Origin of the sequence: Cupriavidus sp. USMAA2-4, from assembly GCF_001854305.1 — a bacterium.
Classification (GTDB): Bacteria; Pseudomonadota; Gammaproteobacteria; order Burkholderiales; family Burkholderiaceae; genus Cupriavidus; species Cupriavidus malaysiensis.
Genome location: NZ_CP017749.1, coordinates 618,506 through 645,379, shown reverse-complemented (window position 1 = coordinate 645,379; position 26,874 = coordinate 618,506). Strand labels below are relative to the sequence as shown.

Genomic DNA, 26,874 nt, shown 5'->3' with positions numbered 1-26,874 from the left:
CCCGGCAGCGCCTCCGCCGCCCGGGTTGTCCGGGGCGTGGGCGCCGTCGCGCGCCGCGCCACGCGGCCGGGCTGATCCGCGATGCCGCAACGCCAGAGCCACCGGGCACCGCCGCCGGATGCCGCCGCCCCCCCGCCGCCGGGCCGCATGCGCTGGCGGCTGGGCGTGGCCTATGCCATTCCGGCGGCCGCGCTGCTCGCCTTGCGCGCGCTCAGCGACGACCAGCGCTGGTTCAGCCTGCAGGTCCATACCGCCATCGAGATGCTGGGCTTCTTCTCCGGCTCGCTGCTGGCGGTCATGCTGCTGATCCTGTTCCTGTACGACCGCCGCCGCTACGCCAACCCGTGGGCCATCTGCGCGCTCAGCACCATGAGCCTGCTCGACGGCTTCCACGGCCTCAGCAGCTACAACCAGGCCTTCGTCTGGCTGCACAGCCTGGCCACCTTCTGCGGCGGCGTGTTCATGGCAGCCTCGGTCTCGCGCCGCTTCATTCCGACCCGCAAGGCCCTGGCCTGGCTGGCGCTGGTCACGCTGGCGGCCCTCATCATCGGGGTGCCGGCGCTGATCTGGCCGGAACTGGCCCCGCGCGTGCAGGCGGCCGGGCGTTATACGCTGCTGACCCAGTGCCTGAACGTCGGCGGCGGTCTCGGCTTCCTGTTCGCCGCCGGCGTCTGCCAGCGTGCGATCCGGGGCCGCGCCAGGCCGCATGCCTGGTCGTTCTCGGTGTTCTGCGCGCTGTTCGGCATCGCGGGCGTCATGTTCGTGCTCAGCAATTCATGGGGCCTGAACTGGTGGGGGCTGCACGCGGTGCGCCTGCTCGGCTACCTGCTGGTCATCGCCGAGATCGTCATGGTGTTCGTGCGCGGACGCGAGGAACTGGTCCGCATCAATGCGCAGCTGGACCAGCGCGTGGCCGCGCGCACCGCCGAACTGAGCCAGGCGCTGTCGCACCTGCAGCAGACGCAGCATGAGCTGGTGCAGGTGGAGAAGCTGGCTTCGCTGGGCTCGATGGTGGCGGGCATCTCGCACGAACTGAATACCCCGCTCGGCGTGGCGGTCACCATCCTGTCCGTGGCCGCCGAGCGGCTGCGGCAGCTGCTGGAGCACCTGGCCGGCGGCACGCTCAAGCGCACCACCTTGCAGGAAGGACTGGCCGAACTGGACGAAAGCATGCGCCTGCTGCAGCGCTCGGTCTCGCGCGCGGCCAAGCTGGTGGCCAGCTTCAAGCAGATCGCGGTGGACCAGACCTCGGAGCGGCGGCGCGAGTTCGACGTGCGCCAGAGCGTCGACGACCTGGTTGCCAGCCTGCGGCCGAACTGGAAGCACCGCGACGTGCGGGTGGTCAACGCGATCGCGCCCGGCATCGTCTGCCACTCGCTGCCGGGCCATATCGGCCAGATCGTCGGCAACCTGCTGCAGAACGCCGTGCTGCATGCTTTCGAGGGGCGCGCGGGCGGCCGCATCACGATCGACTGCAGGCCCGCGGGCGATGCGCTGGAAATCCGCGTCAGCGACGACGGCGTGGGCATGCCGGCCGATGTGCTGGGCCGCATCTTCGAGCCCTTCTTCACCACCAGGCTGGGCACCGGCGGCTCCGGCCTGGGCCTTGCCATCGCCCACCGCATCGCCACCACCATCCTCGGTGGTGAACTCAAGGCCGATTCGGTGCCTGGCCGCGGTACTTGCTTCGTGCTCAAGATCCCGCTGCACGCCAGCCCGGCAGCACCGTCTCTTTGAATCGATTCCAACAACATGCGTCCCCTTTCTCCGCCTGCCAGCGACCTCGACGACATCGTCTTCGCCGAGGAGTCCCTCGAGCCCGCGCCCAGCGCCGCGGAGCCCTGGAAGGTCCTGATCGTCGATGACGAGCCCGACGTCCACGACACCACCGAACTGGCGCTGCGCGGGCTGGAGGTGCTCGGCCGCCCGCTGCAGTTCCTGCATGCCCGCTCGGCGGCGCAGGCGCGCGCCTGCATCGACGCCGAGCCCGAGCTTGCCGTGGTGCTGCTCGACGTGGTCATGGAGACGCCGGACGCCGGCCTCGAACTGGTGCGCTACATCCGCGAGGAGGCGCGGCGCGGCTGCCTGCGCATCGTATTGCGTACCGGCCAGCCCGGCTATGCGCCGGAGATGGACACCATCCGGCTCTACGACATCAACGACTACAAGACCAAGACGGAGCTCACGCGCACCCGCCTGTTCACCACGCTGATGGTCGCGATCCGCTCATACCAGCAGCTGCGGCAGGTGGAAGCCACCCGGCAGGGGCTGGAGAGCATCATCAGCGCCAGCATGGACCTGAGCCGGCTGCGTGGCCTGAAGAGCTTCGCGGAAGGCGTCGTGATCCAGCTCTGCGCCTTGCTCGGCGTGCAGAACGAGGGCCTGGTCTGCGCCTTGAGTACCAGCGAGCGCTTCGACCCGCTGGTGGTCGCCGCCTCGCGGCGCTACGCCGACATGATCGGGCAGCCGCTGTCGCACTGCGCGCCGGCCCACCAGGAGGTCATCACGCTGCTGCACGCGACGCTGCGCGAGCGCAGGAGCACTGCCGGCAAGGCATTGGGCCTGTATTTCCCGGTTTCCAGCATGGCCGGCATGGCGGCCTATATCGACGTGCCGGGCTCGCTCAGCGAGGTCGACCAGCGCCTGATCGAAGTCTTCGTGGCCAATATCACCGCCGGCTTCGACAACGTGCTGCTGAACGAGCGCATGACCCGGCTGGCCTATTCGGAGTCGCTGCTGGGGCTGCCCAACCGCAACGCCCTGATCGACTGGCTCGACGAAGGCAGTACCAGCGACGCGGTGGTGGCGCAGATCGACCTGGACGGCTTCGCCGACATCAACTCGACGCTCGACCAGCACTTCGGCGACCTCGTGCTCAAGGCGGTGGCGGCGCGGCTGGCGCAGTGCTTCCCGGCGCCGACGCGGCTGGCCTACCTTTCGGTGGACGTGTTCGGCCTGCTCGGCCTGCCGCAGCGCATCACGCCGGCGGCCATCGCGCAGGTGTTCGCCGAACCCTTCGTCATCGAAGGGCAGATGTTGCGGCTGTCGGCGACTTCCGGCCTGCTGCACGTGCCGGCCGGCGCGCGCGGCATCGGCCACGACGCCATCACGAAGTCGTCGATCGCCGTCAAGCAGGCCAAGACGCGGGCGCGCGGACAGGCCTTGCACTACGATGTCTCGCAGTCCGAGCTGGTGCGCGAACGCATGCGGCTGCTCAACGAACTGCGCAGCGCGCTGTCGTCCAACCGCCTGTTCCTGGTCTACCAGCCGGTCGTCGACCTGCGCAGCGGTGTCATCGTCGGCGCCGAGGCGCTGCTGCGCTGCCGCGCCGAGAGCGGCGAGCTGATCCCGCCGGGCCGCTTCATCCCGCTGGCGGAGCAGTCCGGCATGATGGTGCCGATCGGTGCCTGGGTGGTGCGCTCGGCGCTGGGCGAGCTGCGCCGCCTGATCGACCTGGGCCATACCGGCTTCCGCATGGCCATCAATGTCTCGCACGCGCAGTTCCGCGAGCCCGACTTCGTCATGCAGTTCGCGCGCACCATGGCCGAGTGCCGGGTGCCGGCCACCAACATCGAGCTGGAGTTGACAGAATCGGTCGCCGTCGAGAACACCCAGGCGCTGATCGAGAAGCTCAACCAGGTGCGTGCGCTGGGCGCGACGGTGGCGATCGATGATTTCGGCACCGGCTACTCCGCGCTGTCGATCCTGCGCCAGCTGCCGCTCAATCGCATCAAGATCGACCGCAGCTTTGTCAGCATGATCGACAAGGATGCCTCCTTCGCCCGCCTGATCGTCACCATGGGACGCCAGCTGGGCCTGACCACCATTGCCGAGGGCATCGAGTCCGTCTTGCAGCTGGGCGCGCTGCAGGCCATGCATTGCGAGGAAGGGCAGGGCTACCTGTTCTCCCAGCCGGTGCCGGCGCGCGAGCTCCAACAATTGCTGGCGAGCGGCAAGCCGCTGCTCTGACGCTGGCGGGGAGCCCGGCATCGCGCCCCGGCTCAGGGCCGTGCCGGCGCCGGCGCGGTAGCCGCCGCCGCGCGCGTGCCCGCCGCCGGCGGCATGGCGCCGACGTAGGGCGCATCGGTGAGCGCGCGCAGGAAGGCGACGATGTCGTCGACGTCCTGCTCGCTGAGCGCGGGCGCCATGCCGGGCGGGCGGTTCATCGGCATCGAGTTGACATTGATGTTGGCGCGGTAGGCCGCCGGCACGTCGTCGAAGGTCGGGGCGCCGTGGTACCAGCGGCGCGGATCGGTCGAGCGCGTGTTGTAGAAGGCCACCGCGTCGCGCAGCGAGCCGAACACGCCGTTGTGCATGAGGCGCTGGCGTACGGCGACATTACGCAGGCCGGGCGTGCGCAGGTAGCCGCACCACTGCGTGGGTTCGGGCCAGCGCAGCCGGCGCGCGCTGTCGCACAGGCCATTGTCGAAGTGGCGCGCATCGCGGTTGGCGGGCAGGGCGCGGTTGCGCGGCACCGCGATGGCGTCGTAGCCGAAGTCCGTGAAGAGCGAGCGCTCGGGCCGGCGGGCGGTGTCCGACAGCGTGTGGCAGCTCATGCAGTTGCCCTTGTCCGGGCTCTTGAACAGCGCCAGGCCGCGCGCCTCCTGCGCGCTCAGTGGCGTGCCGCGGCGCAGGTAGTCGTCGAAGCGCGAGCTGAAGGGCGCCATCTCGTCGCTCTGCAGGTAGGCCTGCAGCGCCTCGCCGAGGGCGCGCACCAGGCGCTCGGGATCGTGCTGCACCGCCGCGCCGAAGCGCGCGGCCAGCGCTGGCGCCAGCTCGGTCTGGTTGACCTTGCGCAGCAGGGCGGCCGGCGAGCCGTTGTTCATCTCGTTGGGGTCGAACAGCGGGCCGCGCGCCTGCTCGGCCAGCGTGTCGGCGCGGCCGTCGGCGAACAGCCCGCCGAAGGGCACCGGCTGCAGCGCATCGTCATCCTGGTAGAAGTGGCGGCGCGGCACGTAGCGCACGTAGAGCAGCGAGGGCGCGTTGCGCAGGCTGAAGCGTCCCGGCCGGCTGCCTTGCGGCACGCCCGGGCCCTGCAGCGCGGCTGGCGACAGCGTGGGCGAGAAGGCACGCGCGGGGTCGTGGCAGCCGGCGCAGGACTGGCCGCGCGGCTCGGACAGGCGCGCGTCGAAGAAGATGCGCCGGCCCAGCGCGGCCAGTCCTGCGTCCGCGCGGAACACCGCGGCGGCGGGATCGGCCTTGGCCGCCACCTGCGGCGTGCCGGCGCCGATGACCGCCACCACACGCGCGGGAGGTGCGCCCGGCAGCAGCGAGATGTCGGCCGTCGCCGGGGCGCCGTGCGCGGCGCAGCCGGCCAGCGCCAGCGCCGCCGCCAGGCCTCTCGCGCTCAGGGCGCGACGAAGCCGCTCTTGTCGCATGCCAGGGTGCTGCCGGTCTGCGTGCAGGTGGTGAGCAGCTTGCCTGCCACGGTGTAGGACTTGAACAGCCAGCCTTTGGCAGGGAAGGCGCGGCGTTCCATCAGCATGAAGCCGAAGCTGTTGTGATGGGTGATCTTTTCCACCGTGGTGTCGAGCGCGGGCTGGGCACCGGCCGGCAGCGGGTCGGGCAGGGCCACGTCCAGGTTGTCGCCGCCGTTGCCCGAGACGATGGTGGCCGGGTGGGGAGACGCGAAGTTGATGGCCTGGAAATCGTGTACGTGGCCGTGCAGCGCTACCTGCACGCCGGTCGGATAGTAGGCCTTGGGGTTCAGATCTCTCATCACCGACTGCAGTGCCAGATTGCCCTTTCCGGGGGTGCCGCTGGCTGCCGGTGTGTAGGCCAGGACCGGATGATGGTTGGTGAAGATGGTGGTGGTGAAACCGGGCTTGGCCGCCATTGCCGCCACCGTCTGAAACTGCTTGCGGTAGACCTGGAACTGCGCGTCAGTGGTACTCAACTCCGACTTGCCCACCTTGGCCGTATCGAACACGATCACCTGCGATTCGCTGCCCAGCGTCACCGCATACGGCTCCGAATAGTTGGCGCTGTTGTCGTTGGCCGGGTTGTCGCAGGAGGTGGCACTGGCGTAGGGGCGCGTATCGAGGAAGCGGTACCAGCCCTGGCCGGCGCGCGCGCATTCTTCGTGGTTGCCGCGCACCATGATCCAGGGCGCCTTGGCCAGCAGCGGCGCGGCGGGCTTGAACAGGTCGGCCTGCCAGGTGTCCCAGCCATAGCCCCACGGGCTGCCCTTGCAGCCGGCGATGTCGTCGGGGCAGGCGTTCTCGCGGTAGTGGTAGTCGCCGATATGCAGCACCAGGTCGGGGTTGAAGCCGGCGGCGGTGGTGGCGAGCGCGGCGAACGGCCAGGCGGTGCCGTCGCTGCAGGGCTGGTAGGCGTTGTCGGCCTTCTTCAGGCGGCAGCCGGTATCGGCCAGCACCAGGATGCGCTGTGGCTCGGCCTTGGGCAGCGGCAGCTTCTGGCCGGCCACGCTGGCCGTGGCGGCGCCGGCCGGCAGCTTCGCTTCGCAGACATTGACGGGGAAGCTGGACGGCTTGGAGTCGGCCGGAGCGCTCGCGGTGGTGCGCAGGGGCACGGTGCCGGCGGCCACGCGCAGCGTCATGCGGCTGGCCTTGCCATCCACGGTCAGCAGCGGGCAGGAGGCGTTGGGGTCGGCGCTGCCGGAGGCCGGCAGCGGCGCGCTGTAGCTGGTGATGGCGCGGGCGATGGCCTGGTTGTCCTCGCCGAGCACCACCCAGGCGGACTGGATGTTGGCGCTCACGCTGGCGGCGTCGCCCAACGGCTGCGGCTGCGGTTGCGGCTGGGTGGCGATGGGCGCCGTCGCGCTTTCGCCGGATGGATTGTCGCTGCCGCAGCCATACAGCATGCCTGCGGTGGTCAGCGCGGCGAGTACGGCCAGCAGGCCGCCCCTTTCTTGTGTGCGCATGGGTTCCTCCCTGATCGGAGCCGGCAAGGTAGCCCATCACTGTGAAAGAAAGATGACGCTCTGTTCGCGCGAGCAGTCAGGCAGGCCGCGAGTTGCGGCGAGCGGCGGGCGCCGCCGGGTCAGCGCGCGGGGGCCCGCCGGCGTGTGCCGCGACCGGATGCGCTGGTCTGGTCGGCCGCGCCAGCCCCGCCGGCTTCGCCAGCCACCGCGCGCAGCGTGTCCGGGAAGGCCCGCACCTGGTCGGCGAAGAAGCGCCGCTCGGCCGGGCGCAGCGCCCTGACCTGCCGGGCCAGGCGCTCGATGGCAGCGCAGGCCGCGCGGCTGCCGCCTTCCTCGCGGGTCAGGTGCCAGGCGGATTCCAGCAGCAGGTTGGCCAGCTGCAGCGCGCCGAGGCGGGCATGGCCGCTGTCGTGTTCTTCGATGGCGAAGGCCGCCGCCGAGGACCAGCGCACGAAGCCCTTGGCCGGCGCCAGCGGCGCGTGGAAGGGGCGCAGGGCTTCGACCGCGTCCGCCACGCGCAGCGGCTGCTGCGCGCGGAAGGCCGCCACGCTGCCGTCGGCCGGGCGGCAGTTGCCGCGCGCCACGCGCAACAGGAAGATGAGGTTCCAGGCCGAGCCGCCGCCGACGCCGAAGCGGTCGCAGATCCATTCGGACAGGCCGAGCCAGCGCATCGCCTGGCACTGCACGGCGGCCGGCGCGAGTGCGCGCTCACCATCGATCAGGCCGTGCTGCCAGAACAGCCACAGGCACCAGCCGAGGTTGGCCGCGGCATGCTGCGCGGCTTCCACCGAGTCGGCCTCGTAGGCGGCCTGCAGCGCGCCGGAGAAGGCGGCCAGGGCCGCCTGCGCGGCCTTGGCGCCGGCCGTGCTCCGGCGCCGCGGCTGGCGCGCGCCGGACGGCGCCGGCTGCGTGGCGGCGATGGCGTCGTGCTTGTGCAGCAGCGCGCCGAGGTTCAGGTACTCGAAGCGCACGCGCGGGTTGTAGCGCAGCACCGGCCGCAGCGCGCGCGCAGCGGCCAGGCTGTCCAGCTCGGCGCGTGCCGCGGCGGTGTCGCCGCGCGCATAGCGCTCCCAGCCGCGCACCACGTGGGCCATCGCGGCGAAGGTGGGCAGCGACTGGCTGAGGCCGCCGCCGATGACGATACGGTCGAAGCGGTACAGCGCGGCGCGGCAGCGCTCCAGTTCATCGTTGCGGCGCCAGGCCAGGCTCTCCTTGAGCAGTACCAGGGCATGCTGGAAATCGTCGCCGGCACAGCGCCGCGCGGCCTGGAAGGCGGCCGCCATGCCGCTGTCCGGGCTGCCGGGCGCGCCCATGCGCAGGCCGCGCATGGCGTGGGTCAGGTGGTTCCAGAAGGCCGGCTCGGCCAGGGCATAGCCGAGTCCCGCCGGGGCCGCCGCGACATCCTGCGCCTCGCCGCCCGGTGCCGCCGCCGAGGCCAGGTCGAGATAGCGGGCCAGTGCCGCGCGTCCGGCGCGCTTGCCGTCCAGCATGAAGGCGAGGCGGCGGCCCGCGCCGGGCGCGAGCCAGAACGGGCCCTGGCTGCGCCGTGCCGGATCGAGGCGGGCGGGCGCCGTGCCGCGCTCTAGGCCCCAGCCGACCGCTACCTGCCAGCGGCGGAAGTCGGCAAAGGCGCGCGACACCGGCATGCGGATATCGGCCGCGCGCGCAAAGCGCGCCCGCACCGTGGCGGCCGTCACGCCGTCCTCGCCAGCCAGCTGCGCGTAGCGCAGCCGCGCCAGCAGCCAGACCGACTGGGGCCGGGCAGGCTGCCCATCGACGCGGCAGGGCGGGGACAGGTCGACGATCAGGGGGGGCGGGCGAAGGGGCATGGGCGAGGCGCGGACGTGGCGCGGACGTGGCGCGGACGTGGCGCGGACGTGGCGCGGGCTCGATGCCGCCCGCGCCGGCTGCCCCGCATCTTACGGCATGCCGCCGGCCGCTCCTGCGCCGCGCCGACGCAGCGCTACTGGACCACGATCGACAGCGTGCTGCCGGCCGGTACCTGTACGGCTTCCTTGTAGGTGCCGCTGACCGCCTTGCGCACCACCGGGAAGCTGGCGTAGGCCTGCAGCATGGCCGGCACGGTGCTGGCCAGCGTGCGCTGGGCCGCCAGCGTGGCCGGGTCGATCGCGGGGAGCGTGAAGCCGCTGTCGGCGCGCAGCGGATAGCCGTAGCCGGAGGGCGTCTGCGCGGCGCTCATCAGGGCCCCCGTGGTGGCGCCCCAGCGCGTCAGCTGGTCCACCACGCCCGAGTCCGGCTGCACCGACTTGATGGCGGCATCCAGCGAGGCCAGCGAATCCATGCTGCTGGCGCTGGTCAGCAGGTTCTTGTAGAAGGCCAGGCCGAGCTGCCGGTTGAGGAAGCCGCCGAAGGAGCCCGACACGGAGTAGCTCTCGCAGCTGCCCGAGAACGGCGTCCAGACCGTCAGGCCGCAGTCGTAGCTGCCGCCGCCGTAGGTGATGTAGTCCGGCAGGCGGACATCGCGGATGGCGTTGTAGCTCGGGTCGATGGTGAAGTCGGCGAAGTCTTCCATCATCATCGCCGTGGCTTCCTCGAGCCAGGTCGAGAACGCGTAGAGCGGGCCCATGCTGATGCTGCGGCGGTAGAAATTCTGCATATGCAGGCTTTCGTGCGCCATGGTGGTCAGGATGGTCTGCACGCCCCGGCTGCCGCCGAGGTAGAGCGTCTCCGAATCGAGGTACAGCGAGACCGACTGGTTGCTCAGTGGCGTGGTGCTGCTGTTGACGAAGTTGTTCATCGCCCAGAAGTAGCCGACCAGGCCGTAGGGGGCGTTGTTGCGGTCGAAGTTCATGACCACCAGGTCGATCGGCTGTCCGCTGCCGGCGATCAGGTTGTTGTAGTTGTGCGGCCCCCAGACCGGCCCGCCCACCGTGCGCAGCATGTCATAGATGCCGCCGGCGCGGGCGTAGGTCGAGCCCAGCGTGCTGACCAGGGCCGGCGTCACCATGCCGGGGCCGGACTCGCTGTTCTCCACCCACAGGTTGATGACGGCGCCGTCCGAGCCGGTCCACTGGCCCTGCAGCGTGGCGCTGCGCACCGAGCCGTCCTTGTAGTACCAGTCGCGCGTGCTGCCGAGCGCGGCCGGCGTGACGCTGGCCGCGGATTGCACGGACAGGCGCGGCGCGTTGGCGGCGGTGGCGAGCCTGGCCCAGCCGCTGCGGTTGAAGTCGCTGATATCGGTGCGCGCGCTTTCTGCGCTCTGTCCGGCCTGCTGGATGGTGCGGGAGGGCTCGACCAGCGACGAGACCGCCAGCGTGATCGGCGGCATCGTCGCCGCTGCCGAACTGGTGTTGGTGAGCACCAGCGTGACATCCTGCCCGGTCAGCCCGGCGATGCTGACCGGCACGGTGGCCGTATCGCTGCCGTCATTGCTGCCCTGCCAGACGCCGATGCCGGAGCCGGCATAGGTGTGCGGGCCGAGCGCGCTGCAACCGTTGCAGGCGGCCGCCATGGTGACCTGCTGCGTGGTCGTGCCGGTCGGCGACGAGGTCGCGGTGGTGCCGCTGCCGTTCCTGCTGCCGGCGCTGTCATCGCCGCCACCGCCGCAGGCGGCCAGCACCAGGCAGGACAGCAGGCCGGCCAGTGCGCCACGCAAGGCGGGGCGTCGTATCGTTGCGACGGCATGGGTGTCGGGGCATGCTTGTGGCCGCTGGCCTGCATGGCATGCACACGGGTTGGTTGACCCCACGAGCCGGTGATTTCCCTGCAATGAATGCATGGGTCTCTCCCTTGTTAGCTTTCACGTTGGGCAGGTGTCGGGGCGCGCGCGGTTTGTTCCTGCTGAAAGGGGTTATCGGCAGCGGAAGCGCGGGGGTTGAAGGCCGCGAAGAGGGGATTGAAGTGGCCGTGGCGCCACAGTGGCCAGGCGACGGGCGCACCGCGGCGCGCTCCGTTGTGTGTCGGTGCGTGTCGGTGCGTGTCGGTACGTGTCGGTCGCGTCAGTGCGCGTCAGTGCGCGCGGGTGCGTCTCAGTGCGCGAGCTGCGCCAGCACGGCGTTCAGCGAGGACAGGCCGATCTCGATCAGGTGCAGCATGTAGGTGCCCATCTGCGGCATCACCAGCGACATCACCAGGAGGCCGCCCGCCAGCGTGACCGGGAAGCCGACGGCGAAGATCGACAACTGCGGCGAGGCACGGTTGAGGATGCCCATGGCCAGGTTCAGCGTGAGCAGGGCCGCGATCAGCGGCAGGGCTAGCAGCAGCCCGGAGGAGAAGATCGTGCCGCCGGCGCGCGCCACCGCCAGCCAGCCCTGGCCCGACAGCGGCGTGCCGCCGATCGGCAGGCTGTTGAAGCTGTCGACCAGCGTGGCCAGCATCACCAGGTGTCCGTCCATCGCCAGGAAGATCAGCATGGCCACGACGTTGAGGAAGCTCCCCAGCACCATGGTCTGGCCGCCGGCGCTGCGGTCGAAGAAGGTGGCGAAGGACAGGCCCATCTGCAGGCCGATGATCTCGCCGGCGGACTGCACCGCGGCGAACACCAGCCGCATGGTGAAGCCGGTGGCCAGGCCGATGCCGACCTCGTTGACGATGATCAGCAGGCCGTCATAGGAAAACACCGGTACCACCGGCACCTCGCCGATGGTCGGCGCGACGATGGCGGCGAGCGCCATGCCCAGGCCGAGCTTGACGCGGCGCGGAATCGACGCCTCGCTGAACAGCGGTGCCGCGCTGAACAGGCCAAGCAGGCGGAACAGCGGCCACAGGAAGGTCGCGATCCAGGTGTAGAGCTGGACCGAGGTGACGTTCAGCACGGGGCGGCCGTCAGTGCACCAGTCCCGGGATGCCCTGGAAGACTTCGCGCATGTAGTCGACGAAGGTGTTGATCATCCAGGGGCCGGCCAGCACCATGGTGGCGAACAGGGCCACCAGCTTGGGGATGAACGACAGCGTCATCTCGTTGATCTGCGTGGCGGCCTGGAACAGGCTGACCACCAGGCCGGCGGCCAGCGCCACCAGCAGCAGCGGCGCCGCCAGCAGCAGCGTCATCTTCATCGCCTGGGTGGCGATGGTCATCACGGTCTCGGGAGTCATGTCGGAAGCCTGGCGCGTGCCGCGGTGGGACGGATCGGACGGTTGGGACGGTCGGTGCCGTCGGGCGGATCAGTTCAGGAAGCTCTGCGCGAGCGAGCCCAGCAGCAGCTGCCAGCCGTCGACCAGCACGAAGAGCATCAGCTTGAACGGCAGCGAGATGGTGGCCGGCGGCACCATCATCATCCCCATGGCCATCAGCACGCTGGCCACGACCAGGTCGATGATCAGGAAGGGAATGAAGATGGTGAAGCCGATCTGGAAGGCGGTCTTCAGCTCGCTGGTGACGAAGGCAGGCACGAGGATGGACAGCGGCACATCCTCGGGGCCCTGCATCTCGGGAGTCTTGGCCATCTGCGCGAACAGGGCCAGGTCCTTCTCGCGCGTCTGCTTCATCATGAAGCTCTTGAGCGGCACGCTGGCCTTGGCGGCGGCGTCTTCCAGGCTCAGCTTGTTTTCCGCCAGCGGCTTGTAGGCATCGTTGTAGATGCGGTCGAAGACCGGCGACATCACGAAGAAGGTCAGGAACAGCGCCAGCCCCACCAGCACCTGGTTGGGCGGCGAGCTGGCGGTGCCCATCGCGCTGCGCAGCAGGCCCAGCACGATGATGATGCGGGTGAAGCCCGTCATCATCAGCATGGCCGCCGGCAGGAAGGACAGTGAGGTCAGCAGGACCAGCGTCTGCACCGACAGCGACCAGATCTGGCCGCCGCCCGGTGCCGGCTTGCTGATCACGCCGGGCAGTGCCTGCGCGCCCGCCAGCGCGGGGGAGAGCGCCAGCGCGGCACCCGCCGCGCACAGCAGCGCCGGCAGCAACAGGGAAGAGTACCGGCGGCGTGGCGCCGCCGGAGCATGCAGGGGAATCATGACTTCAGGTTTTCCTGCATCGAGCGCAGCAGTTTCTCGGTGAAGCTGCTGGCCGAGGTCGTTTCGGCACGCGCGGCCTCGGCACGCTGCGCGGGCAGCGTATGGAGGGTGCGGATCTCGCCGGGGCTGACGCCCAGCACCAGCCAGGTATCGCCGACCTCGACCAGCACCAGGCGCTGGCGCGCGCCGAGCATGGCGCTGCCGATCGTGCGCATGACGCCGGCCTGGCCCTGCCGCACCAGGCCGGAGCGGCGCGCGAACCAGGCCAGCGCCAGGATCAGCGCGATGACGCAGAACAGTCCCAGGCCGAGCTGGGCGAGGCTGGCGGCCGCGCCGCTGCCGGCGTGGGCCGTCGCCTCGGAGGCGGCCGGGGCGAAGGCGTGAGCCGCGGGCGGCAGCAGGAGCAGCGCGCTTGGCGTCGCCTTGTCCCGCCACCGCCGGCGCACGCACACACTCACACTCATTTGTTCAGCTTCCGGATGCGCTCGGATGGCGTGATGATGTCGGTCAGGCGGATGCCGAACTTGTCGTTGACCACCACCACTTCGCCCTGGGCGATCAGGTAGCCGTTGACCAGCACGTCCATCGGCTCGCCGGCCAGGCCGTCGAGCTCCACCACCGAGCCCTGCGCGAGTTGCAGCAGGTTCTTGATGGGCACCTTGGTGCGGCCCAGCTCCACCGTCAGCTGCACCGGGATGTCGAGGATCATCCCGATATCGTTGTGGAAGCCGGTCGGGGCCTCCTGGGCCAGCGGGGGGAAGACGGTGGCCGCGGCGGGCGCGGCTACCGGCGTGCTCGCCTCGGCGGCAGCGGTGGCGCTGGTCTGCTCAGCCAGCGCGCTGGCCCAGTCGTCCATCGGGTCGACCGGCTTGTCCTCTTTGCCGTCAGTCATGATCGGTTTCCTTGTTGGAATCGCTTTCTTGGTGATTGAGCATCCGTTCCACGCGCAGCGAGTACTGGCCGTTCATGGTGCCGTAGCCGCACTGCATCACGGGCACGCCGTCGACCTTGCCGAAGATCATCTCCGGCAGCTCGATCGGCAGCACGTCGCCGGCGCGCAGCGCCAGCACGTCGGCCACGCTGCTCTGCACATGGGTGAACTCGGCGACCAGTTCCACTTCGGCCGCGCGCAGTTGCTGGGAAAGTTGCTGGAGCCAGCGCTTGTCGACCTCGACCTCGTCCTGCAGCGGGTTCATCAGCAGGTCGCGCACCGGCTCGATCATCGAGTACGGGAAGCAGACGTGCATCTGCCCGCCCACCGCTCCCAGTTCGATATGGAAGGCGGTGGTCACCACCACCTCGTTGGGGATGGCGATGTTGGCGAACTTGGTGTGCATTTCCGAGCGGACGTATTCGAACTCGATCGGGTGCACGGTGCGCCAGGCGTGGCCGTAGCTCTCCAGGGTCAGGTCGAGCATGCGCCGGATGATGCGCTGCTCGGTCTGGGTGAAATCGCGGCCTTCCACGCGGGTGTGGAAGCGGCCGTCGCCGCCGAACAGGTTGTCGACGACGAGGAAGACCAGGTTCGGGTCCAGCACGAACAGCGCGGTGCCCCGCAGCGGCTTCATGTGGACCAGGTTCAGGTTGGTCGGCACCGGCAGGTTGCGCACGAACTCGCCGTACTTCTCGATGCGCACCGAGCCGACCGAGATGTCGGCGCCGCGGCGGATGAAGTTGAACAGCGCGGTGCGCAGCTGGCGCGCGAAGCGCTCGTTGATGATCTCGAGCGTGTGCAGCCGGCCGCGGACGATGCGTTCCTGCGTGGCCAGGTTGTACGGGCGCACGCCGTCTTCCGAGACGGCGGTGCCGGCATCTTCGGTCGTGTCCGTTTCACCGGTCACGCCCTTGAGTAGTTCGTCTACCTCGTCCTGCGAAAGGAACTTGTCGTAGGCCATCTAGTGTCCTGCCCCATGAGCGGCTGATTGGTCGAAGCGCTTGGATTCCGGCTCAGCCCGCCCGCTGCCGGCTGGCGGGCCGGCGGATCGGAGACGAGGCGGGTGGCGGCTTCATATCGGATTGGCTCGCGGGGCAGGGCATCGGCCTACTGCACCACGAAGGAAGTAAACAGAACATCCACGATCTTCTGCGGCGGCAAGCCCTTGGTGAACGGTTCGGTCAGCGCGCGCTGCAGTTCCTGCGCCAGCTGCCGCTTGCCCTCGACCGTGGCCAGTTCCTCCGGCCGCTTGGCCGAGAGCAGCAGCAGGATGCGGCTGCGCACCTCGGGCAGGTAGGCCGTCAGGCGCGTGCGCGAATCCTCGTCCGCCACCTTCAGCGACATCGCCGTGTGCAGGAAACGCTCGCCATCCTCGCTCTTGAGGTTGACCGTGAAGGCGTCCAGCGGCACGAAGATGGGCGGCGGGATGACGGGCGCGGCCGGCGCCGCCGGCTGCCGGTTGCTGAGCAGGCTGCCGAGGAAAAAGCCTCCAGCGCCCAGGACTGCGACCAGCACGGCGCCGATCAGCAGTAGCCGGCCGCGCTTGTTCGTGTTGCCGCCGGCCTGGGAGGGGGAAAGCGTGTTCGCCATGAGAAGCCTGTCTTGGAATGCCCTGCCATTCTTGTGGGAATCAGCGGCAGGCAAAGGGTCGAAAAAAAGGGCGAAACCCGGTCAGATCGACCGTTTGAGGCGGACGGATCGGGTCATGCGCGGTACGGATCGCATATGCATCAGGTTAACGAATGCCGCAAGCGGAACTTGAGCGGGACCCGGCGGCGCACCGGGTGGCTGCCAGCCGGACGGCATGACCGCATGTCTGTTGCGGATGCCGGCGGACTGCCGATCTTGTGCTGCCAGTCAGGCGGTGTTCCGGTATTTCAGGCGGCGCAGGGAGAGTGAGCGCTCTCTATGGGGGCGGTCTTGGTCGGCTTACTCTTATATAAGATATAAGACATTTGACCTTGGGCGCACTTAGCCTTACAATCGCGTAGCCACGCGTTTTTTTGAAACCCTATTACATAGCAGGTTCCCATGCTTGATACCTATCGCGCCCATGTCGCCGAACGCGCCGCGCTCGGCATTCCTCCGCTGCCGCTGACCGCCAAGCAGACCGCCGACCTGATCGAACTGCTGAAGAATCCGCCGGCCGGCGAGGAGCAGGTCCTGGTCGACCTGATCACGCACCGGGTGCCCGCAGGCGTGGACGACGCCGCCAAGGTCAAGGCCTCCTACCTGGCCGCCGTGGCGCTGGGCAAGGAAACCTGCGCACTGATCAGCCGCGCCAAGGCGACCGAGCTGCTGGGTACCATGCTGGGTGGCTACAACATCTCCCCGCTGATCGAGCTGCTGGACGACGCCGAAGTGGGTGGCGTGGCCGCCGACGCGCTGAAGAAGACCCTGCTGATGTTCGATGCCTTCCACGACGTCAAGGAAAAGGCCGACCAGGGCAACGCCAACGCCAAGGCCGTGCTGCAGAGCTGGGCCGACGCCGAATGGTTCACCAGCCGTCCGGAAGTGCCGCAGAGCCTGACCATCACCGTGTTCAAGGTGCCGGGCGAAACCAATACCGACGACCTGTCGCCGGCCCCGGACGCCACCACCCGTCCCGACATCCCGATGCACGCGCTGGCGATGCTGAAGAACAAGCGCGAAGGCGCTGCGTTCCAGCCCGAGGAAGATGGCAAGCGCGGCCCGGTCAAGTTCATCGAGTCGCTGAAGGACAAGGGCCACCTGGTCGCCTACGTGGGCGACGTGGTCGGTACCGGTTCCTCGCGCAAGTCCGCCACCAACTCGGTGCTGTGGTTCACCGGCGAAGACATCCCCTTCGTGCCGAACAAGCGCTTCGGCGGCGTGTGCCTGGGCAGCAAGATCGCCCCGATCTTCTACAACACCATGGAAGACGCCGGCGCGCTGCCGATCGAGCTGGACGTGTCGAAGATGGAAATGGGCGACGTGGTCGAACTGCGTCCCTATGACGGCAAGGCCCTGAAGAACGGCGAAGTGATCGCCGAGTTCAAGGTCAAGTCCGACGTGCTGTTCGACGAAGTGCGCGCCGGCGGCCGCATTCCGCTGATCGTCGGCCGCGGCCTGACCGCCAAGGCGCGCGAAGCGCTGGGCCTGGCCCCGTCGACGCTGTTCCGCCTGCCGCAGAACCCGGTCGACACCGGCAAGGGTTTCACCCTGGCGCAGAAGATGGTCGGCCGCGCCTGCGGCCTGGCCGAAGGCAAGGGCATCCGTCCGGGCACCTACTGCGAACCGAAGATGACCTCGGTGGGCTCGCAGGACACCACCGGCCCGATGACCCGCGACGAGCTGAAGGACCTGGCCTGCCTGGGCTTCTCCGCCGACCTGGTGATGCAGTCGTTCTGCCACACCGCGGCCTATCCGAAGCCCGTGGACGTCAAGACCCACCACACTCTGCCGCAGTTCATCAGCACCCGCGGCGGCATCTCGCTGCGCCCGGGCGACGGCGTGATTCACTCGTGGCTGAACCGCATGCTGCTGCCCGACACCGTCGGCACCGGCGGCGACTCGCACACCCGCTTCCCGATCGGCATCAGCTTCCCGGCCGGCTCGGGCCTGGTGGCCTTCGCTGCCGCCACCGGCGTGATGCCGCTGGACATGCCGGAATCGGTGCTGGTGCGCTTCAAGGGCAAGATGCAGCCCGGCGTGACCCTGCGTGACCTGGTCAACGCGATCCCGCTGTACGCCATCAAGCAAGGCCTGCTGACCGTGGCCAAGCAAGGCAAGAAGAACATCTTCTCCGGCCGCATCCTGGAAATCGAAGGCCTGCCCGACCTGAAGGTCGAGCAAGCGTTCGAACTGTCCGACGCCTCCGCCGAGCGTTCGGCCGCCGGTTGCACCGTGCGCCTGAACAAGGAACCGATCATCGAGTACATCAACAGCAACATCACGCTGCTGAAGTGGATGATCGCCGAGGGCTACCAGGACCCGCGCAGCCTGCAGCGCCGCATCAAGGCCATGGAGGCATGGCTGGCCGATCCGAAGCTGCTGGAGCCGGACGCCGACGCCGACTACGCCGCCGTGATCGAGATCGACCTGGCCGACGTGCACGAGCCCATCGTGGCCTGCCCGAACGACCCGGACGACGTCAAGACCCTGTCGGACGTGGCTGGCGCCAAGATCGACGAAGTCTTCATCGGCTCGTGCATGACCAACATCGGCCACTTCCGCGCAGCCTCCAAGCTGCTGGAAGGCAAGCGTGACATCCCCGTCAAGCTGTGGGTCGCGCCGCCGACCAAGATGGACCAGAAGCAGCTGACCGAGGAAGGCCACTACGGTGTGTTCGGCACCGCCGGCGCGCGTACCGAAATGCCGGGCTGCTCGCTGTGCATGGGCAACCAGGCCCAGGTGCGCGAAGGTGCCACGGTGATGTCGACCTCGACCCGCAACTTCCCCAACCGCCTCGGCAAGAACACCAATGTGTACCTGGGTTCGGCCGAACTGGCAGCCATCTGCTCGCGCCTGGGCCGCATCCCGAGCAAGGACGAGTACATGGCCGACATCGGCGTGATCAACGCCAACGGCGACAAGATCTACAAGTACATGAACTTCGACCAGATCGAAGACTTCAAGGAAGTCGCGGACACGGTGTCGGTGTAAGCCGGCCCGCCCGCACACAGCGGTAAGCAGGTGAACGGCCCCGCGCGCAAGCGCGGGGCCGTTTTCTTTTGGGTGCCGCGCCGTCTTCGTCCGCACGCAGCGGATGTCTTCCCCGGCCGGTCTTCTCATCGGCCTTCGCCGCCACGCCGCGGATCCAAGTGCCGCTGCGCGCACTGTCAGGTCTTGTCAGCTTTGCACGGGACCTATTCGATAGCATCCCATCCATTGCTGAAACCTGGCCCCATGGGCCGGATTTCCACGGTCGGTTCACCAGCCCGGCGCCCCGGTGCGGGCGTGCCGAGCCTGTGCCGTATGAACGGAGTCCCCCGCGCATGAGATCTTTCCTCGTCAAGTTCCTGCTGTTCCTGCTGGTCCCGTTCTTCATCCAGCTCCAGCCGGCCTTCCAGACGTCCGTCATTGCGCCCTTCGTCGGCCTGCTGGCCTCGAGCTGCGCCGCCATCGCGCAGCACTTCGACGCAGGTGTCCACGCTCAGGGCAACCTGGTGCTGGACAGCCGGACAGGCAACGGCATCTCGATCGAGGGCGGCTGTTCCGGGGTGGAGGTCTGCCTGATCCTGGCCGCGGCCATCCTGGCCTATCCGGCGCCGCTCCGGCGCAAGGTGGCGGGACTGGCGCTCGGGCTCGCGGCCATCCAGCTGCTCAACCTGGTCAGGCTGCTGACGCTCTTCTACCTGAACGCGTGGAGCAAGCCTGCCTTCGAGTTCATGCACCTCTATGTCTGGCAAGGGCTGATCATCCTCGATGCGCTGGTCCTGTGGATATGGTGGTCGCGCAGCCTGGCCAAGGACGCCGCCCATGCCGCGTGAGAACGGCTTCTACCTCAGGCTGCTGCTCAGCTTCGTCGTCTGTGTCGGTGTCTGGTACCTGCTGGGGCGATGGATGGTGTGGCCGCCGGGCGTGATCGCGCGAACCTCGCTGGAGCTCGGCTTTCCGGGCTGGGTGGCGCAGGCCAGGCTTGACGGCACCGTCTTCGAACTGGTCACCCGCATCCCGCGCGCCGGTGCCGCGTCGCCAGGCGCCATGCACTTCCGTTCGAACATGCTGTCGGCCTGCCTCGGCACGCCGATCGCCGTGGCGCTCTTCTGCAGCCATGCGAGCGGGCACCGCCTGCGCAAGATCCTGCTCGCGCTGGTTTTCCTGGTGCCCTTGCAGGCGGCCGGCATCGCCGCCTTTCTCCTCGTCCAGGTTTCGCATGCGGCAGGAGCGGACGCCGTCACCGGCTTCGACAACTACGACCGCGATGCCTTCGCCTACAGCTTCCAGCTTGCCTCTCTGATCCTGCCGTTCGTCAGTCCTCTGGCGGCCTGGCTGTTTTTCGAGTGGCGGGCTTTCCCTCCCCCGCAAACAACCTTGAGGAAACGCGAACCATGCTGAAGATCCTGCTCCTGTCCCTGGCGACCTGCTTGATGCTGAGCGCCTGCGGTGGCGGCTCCACGCCGTCGGGTAACAGCACCCAGTCCAGCGCGCGTGTCGCTGCGCCCGCCGCCGCCTGAGCAGTACCGGCGGTACCGAATAACAACTCCCAACAGAAAGAGAGAGATCCATGAGCAAACTGAGTCGACTGGGGGGGGCGCTGTGCCTGGCGGCCCTCGGCGCCATGTCGCAGCAGGCATGGGCAGGCGTGGCCAGCCCGAACCCGGGCGATCCGCTGTTCTGCCAGCCTAACGAAGGCGCCACCTTCCTGATCGTCAACGACGGCACCGGCGTGTTTACAGCGGACGGGGATTGCTACAACAACAGCGCGTCCTTGGCTTCTGCCCCGGCGACCATCGCGACCGCCAAGGGCGGTACGCTGGCGGGAACGGCGAGCGGCTCGCAGGTGAACTACGTCTACACGCCTCCCAGCGCGGGCTTCTCGGGGCTGGATACCTTCAGCATCCCGGTGACGACGGTCTGGAACGGGGCGGGCGGGGCCGGCTCCGCGGGGGGCGCCACAAGGCCTGGTGGCCCCGCGACCCTCACCATCACCCTGAACGTGCTGCCGGCGCCGCAGTTGGCGACCGTCATGAGCACGCCGTTGCTGATTCCGATCCCGACCGGCGCCGTGTCGGCTTGTACCGTGCCGGGGAATGCCGGCAATGGACCCGCCGCCAGCGACGTGACCGGTTGCCCGACGGCCGTGAGCGCGCTTTCCTCGGGCCAGGTGAATCCCAGCCACGGCACCCTGACCGCCAAGGGCTCCAGCTTGCTCTATACGCCCACGGCCGGCTATGTCGGCACCGACACCTTCACCTACCAGGTCCTCGGCGTCAACACGGATGGCCAGACTGCACTGAGTTCCGGCGCGGTCAATGCCACCGTGAACGTCGGGGCGGCTCCTGCCGTCACGTCGATCGCGCCAAGTTCGGGTGCCGTCGGCGGCGGCACGTCGGTGGTGATCACCGGGACCAACCTGAACTATGTGACCAAGGTCATGTTCGGCACGGTGGCGGCCACCTCGTTCAAGATCGATTCGGCCACCCAGATCACCGCGGTGGCGCCGGCGGGCAGCGCGGGCAACGTCGACGTCACCGTCGGCACATCGGGCACGATGTCGGTCACGAGCTCGGCAGACCAGTTCACCTACCAGGGGCCCTCCACCACCACGACCCCGGCGCCGGCCGCCACACCTACCGTGGGCGAGTGGGGTCTCATCCTGGTCGCCCTGAGCATCGGCATGCTCGGCGTTGCCAACCTCCGCCAGCGCCGCGCATAAGCCGGTCGCCCGCCTGCCTGAAGGGGGGCGCTCCCCCCTTCTTCATGCCTGCGCGGCGCGGTCTTCACGCCGCGCCGCGCAGGCCGGCAATCCTGTCGTACCCCGGCAGATTCGCACTAGACTGGACAGATCACGTCGGCCTGACCCGGCTGCCGGCAGCTTCCGCCGCCGGCTTGGCGCCCGGGAACGGCCGCGCCGTGTCCACGCGGATCTGATGGGGGCAAACACCATGGCCACTCCGGGTTTGATGGCGCGCAAGTCCGTTGCCGACATCGTGGGCGGTGCCGAAGCCGGGCACCGGCAACTGGCGAAGACCCTAGGTGCGCTGAGCATCACGGCCATGGGCATCGGCGCCATCATCGGCGCCGGCATCTTCGTGCTGACCGGCACGGCGGCGGCGCAGTACGCCGGTCCCGGCATCATCCTCTCCTTCGTGCTCGGCGGCATCGCCTGCGCCTTCGTCGGGCTGTGCTACGCGGAGCTGGCCGCCATGCTGCCGGTATGCGGCAGCACCTATACCTACACCTACGCCACGCTGGGCGAGCTGGTCGCCTGGATCATCGGCTGGGACCTGATCCTCGAATACGCGATGGGTGCCGCCACCGTCGCGGTGGGCTGGTCGGGCTATGTGGTCAGCCTGCTGAAGGATCTCGGCGTCCTGGTGCCGCCCCAGCTGGCGGCTGCGCCGGGCGTGATGGTCAAGCTGGCCGATGGCAGCGGGGTGTCCGGCGTGATCAACCTGCCGGCCATCGTCATCGTCGCCGCGCTGACCATCCTGCTGGTGCTGGGCACCAAGGAGTCGGCGCGCCTGAACAACATCATGGTCGCCGTCAAGCTGAGCGTGGTGCTGGCCTTCATCGTGATCGGCGCCTTCTACGTACACGAGGCCAATTGGCATCCGTTCCTGCCGAAGAACACCGGCGAGTTCGGCAGCTTCGGCCCGAGCGGCGTGCTGCGCGGTTCGGCCGTGGTGTTCTTCGCCTTCATCGGCTTCGACGCGGTGTCGACGGCGGCGCAGGAGGCGCGGCGGCCGCAGCGCGACATGCCGATCGGTATCCTCGGCTCGCTCGTCGTCTGCACGCTGCTCTATATCGCCGTGGCGGGCGTGCTGACCGGCATCGTGCCCTATGCCGAACTGAACGTGCCGGATCCGATCGCCAAGGGCGTGGACGCGATCGGGCTGGGCTGGTTCGCCGTGGTCATCAAGATCGGCGCGTTGACCGGGCTGACCACGGTGATCCTGGTGCTGCTGTACGGGCAGAGCCGCATCTTCTTCACCATGTCGCGCGACGGGCTGCTGCCGACCATGTTCGCGAGCGTGCATCCGGTGCTGCGCACGCCCTACCTGAGCCAGACGCTGATCGGCACGGTGGTGGCGCTGGTGGCGGCCTTCACGCCGATCGGGGTGCTGGGCGAGATGGTCAGCATCGGCACGCTGTTCGCCTTCATCCTGGTGTGCGGCGCGGTGATCTACCTGCGGCGCAGCGATGCCGGGGTGGACCGGCCGTTCCGGGCGCCGGGCGTGCCGGTGGTGCCGGTGCTCGGCATCCTGTTCTGCCTGCTGCTGATGGTGGGCCTGCCGCTGGTGACCTGGGCCCGGCTGGTGATCTGGCTGGCGATCGGCCTGGTGGTGTATTTCTCCTACGGGCGCGGCCATTCCGCGCTGCGCCATCCGGAGCGCCAGCCGCGCGCGCCTGGCAGCTGAGCCGCCGTGGCCGTCCGCGCCGCCATCATGGCGGACCGGGACGGCGCGGCAGCCGGGGTGGTCAGGCCGAGGTGTCGATGATCGAGCCGGCCGGGGCGCTGGCCGAGGCCGCGGCTACGATCAGCGGATCGTTGTTGTCCGACGTCGTGTCGGCCGCCGCCTGCATCGCGGCGCCGCCGTGGTGGTGGCCGCCGCCATGATGGGCCTGCTTGAGCCTGGCCAGCGCCTGCTGGGCGCCGCTCAGGTCGTTGTTCTGCAGGTCCTGCACGATCTGCTGGAAGTCGCTGCGGCGCTGCGCATTGGTGGATTGGCTCGAAGCGGTCGGCAGGTAGCCGCTGCTCGAGGACAGGCTGCTGATCGAAGACATGTGCTTTTCCTTGAAAGCGTTCGATTGGGTGGGCTCCCGTGCGCAATGAGCCGGAAGCCGTCGCACCTTAGCAGCGGGGCAAAGGGCGCCAGCGGCGGAATTGATGCGTCTTCCCGCGGCATTTAGCGGATTGTGATGAAGCGCCACCTCTCTGTAAGAATGCGCGGCATGTGCGTGCGCGCTCACCGCTCCGGTACAAAGCGGATACCTGCGAATACCTGCGAATACCTGCGGGTAGCGTGCAAGGCATTCCGGTGGCGCCGGTGCCGTGCGAAAAAAATGGCCGGTCCGAAGGACCGGCCAGGCCGCCATTCAGCCAGGCAGTGTCGAAGCGCGCAATCCGGGGCGCAATCCGCCGCGCATCCGCGCGTCCCTCAGAACTTGTGGCGGATGCCCACGCCCAGGCTGTCGCCATGTGACTGCCCGCTCAGCTTGTCGTAGAAGTAGGCCGCATAGAGGTCGGTGCGCTTCGACAGGTTGTAGTCGTAGGCGATGCCCACGGTATTGCGGTTGAAATCGCCCACATTGTTCTTGGTCTTGTCATAGGCATACGACACCAGCACGCTGCCCGCCCCGATCGGTACCGAGGCGCCGAGCTGGCCGTTGGTGTGCTTGATGTCGCCGATTGTGTTGTTGACGTTGGACTTGATGTACTGGCCCTGCGCGAACAGCTTGACCACCTTGAAGTCGTAGGACAGGCCGACCTGCACGGCGTTCTGCTTGTCGAAGCCCGCCAGCGCCGCCGGCGAGGTCACGTCGCCCGGCACGCTGTTGAACTTGACCTGCTGGAAGGCCACGGTGGCGGCGAAGGGGCCGTTGAAGTAGAGCACGTTGCCGCCCCACTTGTTCTTGCCGTTGTCGCCCGCCTGCTCGCCGAAGGCGTAGATGAAGTTGGCGGTGAGCCCGCCGAAGTTGGGCGTGGAGTAGACCAGCGAGTTGCTCCAGCCCGAGTCGCCGATGATGCCGGGGTCGTAGACGGCGCCGCTGCGCGCGGTGAAGTAGGTGTGGAAGATCGACGGCGCGAACACATAGGAATCCACCAGCGGGTTGAACAGGATGGTGGAGATGAAATACGGCGTGGTGTTGCGGCCCAGCCGGATGGTGCCCGCCTTGTCGCTCTGCAGGCCGACGAAGGCGCTGCGGCTGAACATGGTGTCGCCGGTGAAGCGGCCCATCGCGCCCTGGTCGGCGCGGTAGAAGCCGTTCAGGTCGAAGATGGTCTTCAGCCCGTTGCCGAGGTCCTCGGTGCCCTTGATGCCCCAGTAGGACGTCTGCATGCCGCCCGCGCCGACCTGCCAGGCACGCTGGCCGCCGGCTGCGCGCGAGCTGCCGACATAGGTGTCGACCTGGCCGTAGAGCGTGACGCTGGACTGTGCCATGGCGCCCGCGCTGGCCAGCAGCGCGGCGGCGGCGGCCAGCAGGGCCTTGCCGGTGGTGGCGCGCAGCCTGGCGTGCGGACGGGTGCGGGGGTGGGGCTGGAACTGGAACTGGAACATGGAGGACTCCCTGGTCGTGGTTGCGATGGTTCAGGCAAAAGCTCCCCCGCGCCGGCCGGTCGCGCGGAGGCGGACCGGTGCCGGCTGGCTCTTGTCGTGGTGACGGCGCGAGGGGGCGTCAGGAGGGGGGGCGGCGCGGTACTAGCCGGCGCGGCGCATACCGTGTGGCGGGCTGCCGGCGCGCCGCGGGCGGATGGCGACGAGGGTGGCGCCGAGGATGGTGCTGAGGGTGGCGGTAGCGTGGGTGGCGGGCATGGCGGCTCGTCCTGCGTCGGTCTTATGGTTTCCCCTGCATTGCGCGCAGGTGGCTGCTGTCGGCGCCGGTCGCCAGGCGGCGGTGCCGGTTCGTGTCGGGTCCAGTTTGCGGAATTCGCCTGCGCGCAACCAGCACTATTTTTGGCTCATGGCGCGCGCAAAATGTGTGCGCGGCGCGCACCGTGGCGCGGCATGCCGCGCCACGGTCTCAGGCCGCCTGTCTCAGGGGCTGGTGGAGATCCGCCAGCGAGGCCTTGAGGTGCTCGGCGAAGGCAGCCACCGCGGGCGGCAGCGCACGGCCCTTGCGCGTGGCCAGCACCAGGCGGCCGGCGCACAGCTCGGGGTCGCTCAGCGGCAGCGCGTGCAGCGTGCCCGCGCGCGCCTCGCGCAGCGTGCCCGCCTGGAACTGGAAGCAGATCGCACCGGTCTCGCGCGCGAAACTCTTCAGCATCTCCACGCTGCTGGCCTGCAGCATCACGCGCAGGCTCAGGCGGTTGCGCGCGCAGATGGCGTCGATCAGGCGCCGGCTGCCGAAGCACTCCGGGCCCAGCGCGACCGGATACGGCTGGCAGTCGGCCAGGCGCAAGGTGCTGCGGCCGGCCAGCGGATGGTCGGGCCGCAGCATCGCGCAGAAGGGTTGAGACGATACCGCCAGTTCCTGCAGCAGCGGCGAGGCGGGCGGATCGTGGGTCAGCAGCAGGTCGGTCTCGTCCTCGCGCAAGGCCGCCAGCAGGTCGCCGGTGCCGGCCACCGTGACGCGGAACTGCACGCCCGGATAGCGGGCCTGGTAGCGGCCGATCGCCTCCGGCAGGAAGTCGTTGGCGACCGATTCGGCGGCGCCCAGGCGCACGCTGCCGCGCACCAGTCCGCGCAGCTGCGACATCTGCGCGGCGGCGGCATCGAGATCGGCCAGGCTGCGGCGGATGGTGGCGACCAGCACCTCGCCGGCGGCGGTCAGCCGCACGCCGCGCGGCAGGCGCTCGAACAGGGCGGTGCCGATCTGTTCCTCGACTTCGAGGATCTTGCGGTTGAGGGCGGTGGAGGCCACGTGCAGCTGGGCCGCGGCCTTGCGGATGGAACCGTGGCGGGCCACCGCGTCGAGGTAGAGATAGAGTCTGGGCGGGTGCAGCATCGGTGCGTGCGGACGAGGCCGTGTGAGAGCGTTGTGCTCTCACTAGCAGGGAGCGTGCCAGGCCCCGGCGCAGCGGCGGGCGCCGGGCGCCTCAGCGCGCCCGGCGGAAGGTCAGGTTGATGCGTTGGTGCCCGCACAGGGGATGGTCGCCGTCCGCCAGCGGCGCCACGCCGTGGTAGGCGAGCCGCGACGGACCGCCCCACACCACCACGTCGCCATGGGCCAGGCGCACGCGCGCGGTGCGGTCGGTGCGTTGCAGGCCGCCGAACAGGAAGGTGGCCGGCAGGCCCAGCGAGACCGACACGATCGGCGCGCGCAGGTCGCGCTCGTCGCGGTCCTGGTGCAGCGACAGGCGGGTGCCGGGCAGGTAGCGGTTGACCAGGCAGGCATCCGGCGCGAAGCCGGCGAAACCGGCCGCCTGCGCGGCCTCGGCCGCGAGGGTGCGGAACGGCTCCGGCATGGCCGGCCAGGGCTGCCCGCTGAGCGGGTCGGCCGGCTCGTAGCGGTAGCCCCGCGCGTCCGATACCCAGCCGAAGCTGCCGCAGTTGGTCATGGCCACCGACATGCGCTGCCCCCCCGGCGTGACGAGGTGGCGCCAGGGCGCGCTCGCCGTGATGCGGGCCACCGCCTCCAGCAGCGCCGGCGCGGCGGCATGGGCGAAGGCGCGCAGGATCACCGCGCCGGCCGCGAGGGGCTCGGTATGCGGGGTTTCGGGGGGGAGGTCGTCGAAGAGGTCGAAGGTCATGGCTGCACGCGGCACGGCGCGCCGGGTGCGGCGCCGCCGTTCGTCACTGCCATGATACCGGCGCCCGGCGCGGCCGGGCAGGCGGGAAGGGGGCCGGAA

At 69.2% G+C, this 26,874-nt stretch carries 23 protein-coding genes; 8 read left to right on the top strand and 15 right to left on the bottom strand.

Going from position 1 to position 26,874, the window contains the following annotated elements; translation table 11 throughout:
* Positions 1–81 precede the first annotated feature (81 nt).
* Together BKK79_RS22935 and BKK79_RS22930 are read left to right on the top strand one after the other, a co-directional pair.
* A complete protein-coding gene (locus BKK79_RS22935) occupies positions 82–1,737 on the top strand; it encodes an ATP-binding protein (protein ID WP_071038892.1) in 1,656 nt (551 codons plus the stop codon).
* Positions 1,738–1,752: 15 nt separating this feature from the next.
* On the top strand, positions 1,753–3,969 hold the full coding sequence (locus tag BKK79_RS22930) for a putative bifunctional diguanylate cyclase/phosphodiesterase (RefSeq protein ID WP_071038890.1): 2,217 nt from the start codon (positions 1,753–1,755) through the stop codon (positions 3,967–3,969).
* Positions 3,970–4,001: 32 nt separating this feature from the next.
* Here BKK79_RS22930 and BKK79_RS22925 read toward each other — a convergent pair whose 3' ends face one another.
* The 11 genes from BKK79_RS22925 to fliL all read right to left on the bottom strand — a co-directional run bounded on the left by BKK79_RS22925 (position 4,002) and on the right by fliL (position 15,326).
* Positions 4,002–5,378, bottom strand: a complete 1,377-nt coding sequence (locus tag BKK79_RS22925; protein ID WP_071038889.1) for a cytochrome-c peroxidase — start codon at positions 5,376–5,378, stop codon at positions 4,002–4,004.
* A complete protein-coding gene (locus BKK79_RS22920) occupies positions 5,348–6,883 on the bottom strand; it encodes a metallophosphoesterase family protein (RefSeq protein WP_084085082.1) in 1,536 nt (511 codons plus the stop codon). The genes BKK79_RS22925 and BKK79_RS22920 overlap by 31 nt, the downstream gene beginning before the upstream one ends.
* A gap of 119 nt (positions 6,884–7,002) precedes the next feature.
* Positions 7,003–8,712 (bottom strand): hypothetical protein, encoded by a 1,710-nt coding sequence (locus BKK79_RS22915; RefSeq protein WP_071018405.1) that lies wholly within the window; start codon positions 8,710–8,712, stop codon positions 7,003–7,005.
* 134 nt (positions 8,713–8,846) lie between these two features.
* Positions 8,847–10,499, bottom strand: a complete 1,653-nt coding sequence (locus BKK79_RS22910) for a M30 family zinc metallopeptidase (protein WP_335582935.1) — start codon at positions 10,497–10,499, stop codon at positions 8,847–8,849.
* Between the two features lie 373 nt (positions 10,500–10,872).
* Positions 10,873–11,658: a flagellar biosynthetic protein FliR gene (gene fliR, locus BKK79_RS22905; RefSeq protein ID WP_071018407.1), complete on the bottom strand. Its 786-nt coding sequence runs from the start codon at positions 11,656–11,658 to the stop codon at positions 10,873–10,875.
* Positions 11,659–11,668: 10 nt separating this feature from the next.
* On the bottom strand, positions 11,669–11,938 hold the full coding sequence (fliQ, locus tag BKK79_RS22900; RefSeq protein WP_071018409.1) for a flagellar biosynthesis protein FliQ: 270 nt from the start codon (positions 11,936–11,938) through the stop codon (positions 11,669–11,671).
* A 69-nt stretch (positions 11,939–12,007) separates the two neighbouring features.
* On the bottom strand, positions 12,008–12,802 hold the full coding sequence (gene fliP, locus BKK79_RS22895; protein WP_071018411.1) for a flagellar type III secretion system pore protein FliP: 795 nt from the start codon (positions 12,800–12,802) through the stop codon (positions 12,008–12,010).
* Positions 12,799–13,266 carry a flagellar biosynthetic protein FliO gene (fliO, locus tag BKK79_RS22890; protein ID WP_071038888.1) on the bottom strand — a complete coding sequence of 156 codons (468 nt, stop codon included), beginning with the start codon at positions 13,264–13,266 and terminating at the stop codon, positions 12,799–12,801. The genes fliP and fliO overlap by 4 nt, the downstream gene beginning before the upstream one ends.
* On the bottom strand, positions 13,263–13,694 hold the full coding sequence (gene fliN / locus BKK79_RS22885) for a flagellar motor switch protein FliN (RefSeq protein WP_071018413.1): 432 nt from the start codon (positions 13,692–13,694) through the stop codon (positions 13,263–13,265). The genes fliO and fliN overlap by 4 nt, the downstream gene beginning before the upstream one ends.
* A complete protein-coding gene (gene fliM, locus BKK79_RS22880) occupies positions 13,687–14,697 on the bottom strand; it encodes a flagellar motor switch protein FliM (RefSeq protein ID WP_071038886.1) in 1,011 nt (336 codons plus the stop codon). Before fliM ends, fliN begins: the two co-directional genes overlap by 8 nt.
* A gap of 146 nt (positions 14,698–14,843) precedes the next feature.
* A complete protein-coding gene (gene fliL / locus BKK79_RS22875; protein ID WP_071018417.1) occupies positions 14,844–15,326 on the bottom strand; it encodes a flagellar basal body-associated protein FliL in 483 nt (160 codons plus the stop codon).
* Positions 15,327–15,767: 441 nt separating this feature from the next.
* Between fliL and acnB the strand changes: the two genes are divergently transcribed.
* The 6 genes from acnB to BKK79_RS22850 all read left to right on the top strand — a co-directional run bounded on the left by acnB (position 15,768) and on the right by BKK79_RS22850 (position 22,780).
* On the top strand, positions 15,768–18,359 hold the full coding sequence (gene acnB, locus BKK79_RS22870; RefSeq protein WP_071038884.1) for a bifunctional aconitate hydratase 2/2-methylisocitrate dehydratase: 2,592 nt from the start codon (positions 15,768–15,770) through the stop codon (positions 18,357–18,359).
* A gap of 332 nt (positions 18,360–18,691) precedes the next feature.
* Positions 18,692–19,186 (top strand): exosortase H, encoded by a 495-nt coding sequence (gene xrtH / locus BKK79_RS22865; RefSeq protein WP_071038882.1) that lies wholly within the window; start codon positions 18,692–18,694, stop codon positions 19,184–19,186.
* Positions 19,176–19,754, top strand: a complete 579-nt coding sequence (locus BKK79_RS22860) for an exosortase H-associated membrane protein (protein WP_071038880.1) — start codon at positions 19,176–19,178, stop codon at positions 19,752–19,754. The genes xrtH and BKK79_RS22860 overlap by 11 nt, the downstream gene beginning before the upstream one ends.
* Positions 19,748–19,873, top strand: coding sequence for a hypothetical protein (locus tag BKK79_RS41985; RefSeq protein ID WP_257787598.1), 126 nt, complete (start codon positions 19,748–19,750; stop codon positions 19,871–19,873). The genes BKK79_RS22860 and BKK79_RS41985 overlap by 7 nt, the downstream gene beginning before the upstream one ends.
* A gap of 50 nt (positions 19,874–19,923) precedes the next feature.
* Positions 19,924–21,075, top strand: a complete 1,152-nt coding sequence (locus tag BKK79_RS22855; protein ID WP_071038879.1) for an IPT/TIG domain-containing protein — start codon at positions 19,924–19,926, stop codon at positions 21,073–21,075.
* A 229-nt stretch (positions 21,076–21,304) separates the two neighbouring features.
* Positions 21,305–22,780, top strand: coding sequence for an amino acid permease (locus BKK79_RS22850; RefSeq protein ID WP_071038877.1), 1,476 nt, complete (start codon positions 21,305–21,307; stop codon positions 22,778–22,780).
* Between the two features lie 61 nt (positions 22,781–22,841).
* Here BKK79_RS22850 and BKK79_RS22845 read toward each other — a convergent pair whose 3' ends face one another.
* The 4 genes from BKK79_RS22845 to alkB form a co-directional block, all read right to left on the bottom strand.
* Positions 22,842–23,147: a hypothetical protein gene (locus tag BKK79_RS22845; RefSeq protein ID WP_071038875.1), complete on the bottom strand. Its 306-nt coding sequence runs from the start codon at positions 23,145–23,147 to the stop codon at positions 22,842–22,844.
* Between the two features lie 374 nt (positions 23,148–23,521).
* The gene (locus BKK79_RS22840) at positions 23,522–24,643 is read right to left on the bottom strand and encodes a porin (protein ID WP_083384404.1); all 1,122 of its coding nucleotides are present in this window, start codon (positions 24,641–24,643) and stop codon (positions 23,522–23,524) included.
* A gap of 463 nt (positions 24,644–25,106) precedes the next feature.
* On the bottom strand, positions 25,107–26,030 hold the full coding sequence (locus BKK79_RS22835; RefSeq protein ID WP_071018420.1) for a LysR family transcriptional regulator: 924 nt from the start codon (positions 26,028–26,030) through the stop codon (positions 25,107–25,109).
* Positions 26,031–26,121: 91 nt separating this feature from the next.
* The gene (gene alkB, locus BKK79_RS22830; protein ID WP_071038874.1) at positions 26,122–26,775 is read right to left on the bottom strand and encodes a DNA oxidative demethylase AlkB; all 654 of its coding nucleotides are present in this window, start codon (positions 26,773–26,775) and stop codon (positions 26,122–26,124) included.
* Between the last annotated feature and the right edge of the window lie 99 nt (positions 26,776–26,874).

What these genes read in the sequence shown, in the direction of transcription:
- BKK79_RS22935 (WP_071038892.1), top strand. Translation starts at nt 82, where the DNA reads ATGCCGCAACGCCAGAGCCACCGGGCACCGCCGCCGGATGCCGCCGCC.
- BKK79_RS22930 (WP_071038890.1), top strand. Translation starts at nt 1,753, where the DNA reads ATGCGTCCCCTTTCTCCGCCTGCCAGCGACCTCGACGACATCGTCTTC.
- BKK79_RS22925 (WP_071038889.1), bottom strand. Translation starts at nt 5,378, where the DNA reads ATGCGACAAGAGCGGCTTCGTCGCGCCCTGAGCGCGAGAGGCCTGGCG.
- BKK79_RS22920 (WP_084085082.1), bottom strand. Translation starts at nt 6,883, where the DNA reads ATGCGCACACAAGAAAGGGGCGGCCTGCTGGCCGTACTCGCCGCGCTG.
- BKK79_RS22915 (WP_071018405.1), bottom strand. Translation starts at nt 8,712, where the DNA reads ATGCCCCTTCGCCCGCCCCCCCTGATCGTCGACCTGTCCCCGCCCTGC.
- fliQ (WP_071018409.1), bottom strand. Translation starts at nt 11,938, where the DNA reads ATGACTCCCGAGACCGTGATGACCATCGCCACCCAGGCGATGAAGATG.
- fliP (WP_071018411.1), bottom strand. Translation starts at nt 12,802, where the DNA reads ATGATTCCCCTGCATGCTCCGGCGGCGCCACGCCGCCGGTACTCTTCC.
- fliO (WP_071038888.1), bottom strand. Translation starts at nt 13,266, where the DNA reads ATGAGTGTGAGTGTGTGCGTGCGCCGGCGGTGGCGGGACAAGGCGACG.
- fliN (WP_071018413.1), bottom strand. Translation starts at nt 13,694, where the DNA reads ATGACTGACGGCAAAGAGGACAAGCCGGTCGACCCGATGGACGACTGG.
- fliM (WP_071038886.1), bottom strand. Translation starts at nt 14,697, where the DNA reads ATGGCCTACGACAAGTTCCTTTCGCAGGACGAGGTAGACGAACTACTC.
- fliL (WP_071018417.1), bottom strand. Translation starts at nt 15,326, where the DNA reads ATGGCGAACACGCTTTCCCCCTCCCAGGCCGGCGGCAACACGAACAAG.
- acnB (WP_071038884.1), top strand. Translation starts at nt 15,768, where the DNA reads ATGCTTGATACCTATCGCGCCCATGTCGCCGAACGCGCCGCGCTCGGC.
- xrtH (WP_071038882.1), top strand. Translation starts at nt 18,692, where the DNA reads ATGAGATCTTTCCTCGTCAAGTTCCTGCTGTTCCTGCTGGTCCCGTTC.
- BKK79_RS22860 (WP_071038880.1), top strand. Translation starts at nt 19,176, where the DNA reads ATGCCGCGTGAGAACGGCTTCTACCTCAGGCTGCTGCTCAGCTTCGTC.
- BKK79_RS41985 (WP_257787598.1), top strand. Translation starts at nt 19,748, where the DNA reads ATGCTGAAGATCCTGCTCCTGTCCCTGGCGACCTGCTTGATGCTGAGC.
- BKK79_RS22855 (WP_071038879.1), top strand. Translation starts at nt 19,924, where the DNA reads ATGAGCAAACTGAGTCGACTGGGGGGGGCGCTGTGCCTGGCGGCCCTC.
- BKK79_RS22850 (WP_071038877.1), top strand. Translation starts at nt 21,305, where the DNA reads ATGGCCACTCCGGGTTTGATGGCGCGCAAGTCCGTTGCCGACATCGTG.
- BKK79_RS22845 (WP_071038875.1), bottom strand. Translation starts at nt 23,147, where the DNA reads ATGTCTTCGATCAGCAGCCTGTCCTCGAGCAGCGGCTACCTGCCGACC.
- BKK79_RS22840 (WP_083384404.1), bottom strand. Translation starts at nt 24,643, where the DNA reads ATGTTCCAGTTCCAGTTCCAGCCCCACCCCCGCACCCGTCCGCACGCC.
- BKK79_RS22835 (WP_071018420.1), bottom strand. Translation starts at nt 26,030, where the DNA reads ATGCTGCACCCGCCCAGACTCTATCTCTACCTCGACGCGGTGGCCCGC.
- alkB (WP_071038874.1), bottom strand. Translation starts at nt 26,775, where the DNA reads ATGACCTTCGACCTCTTCGACGACCTCCCCCCCGAAACCCCGCATACC.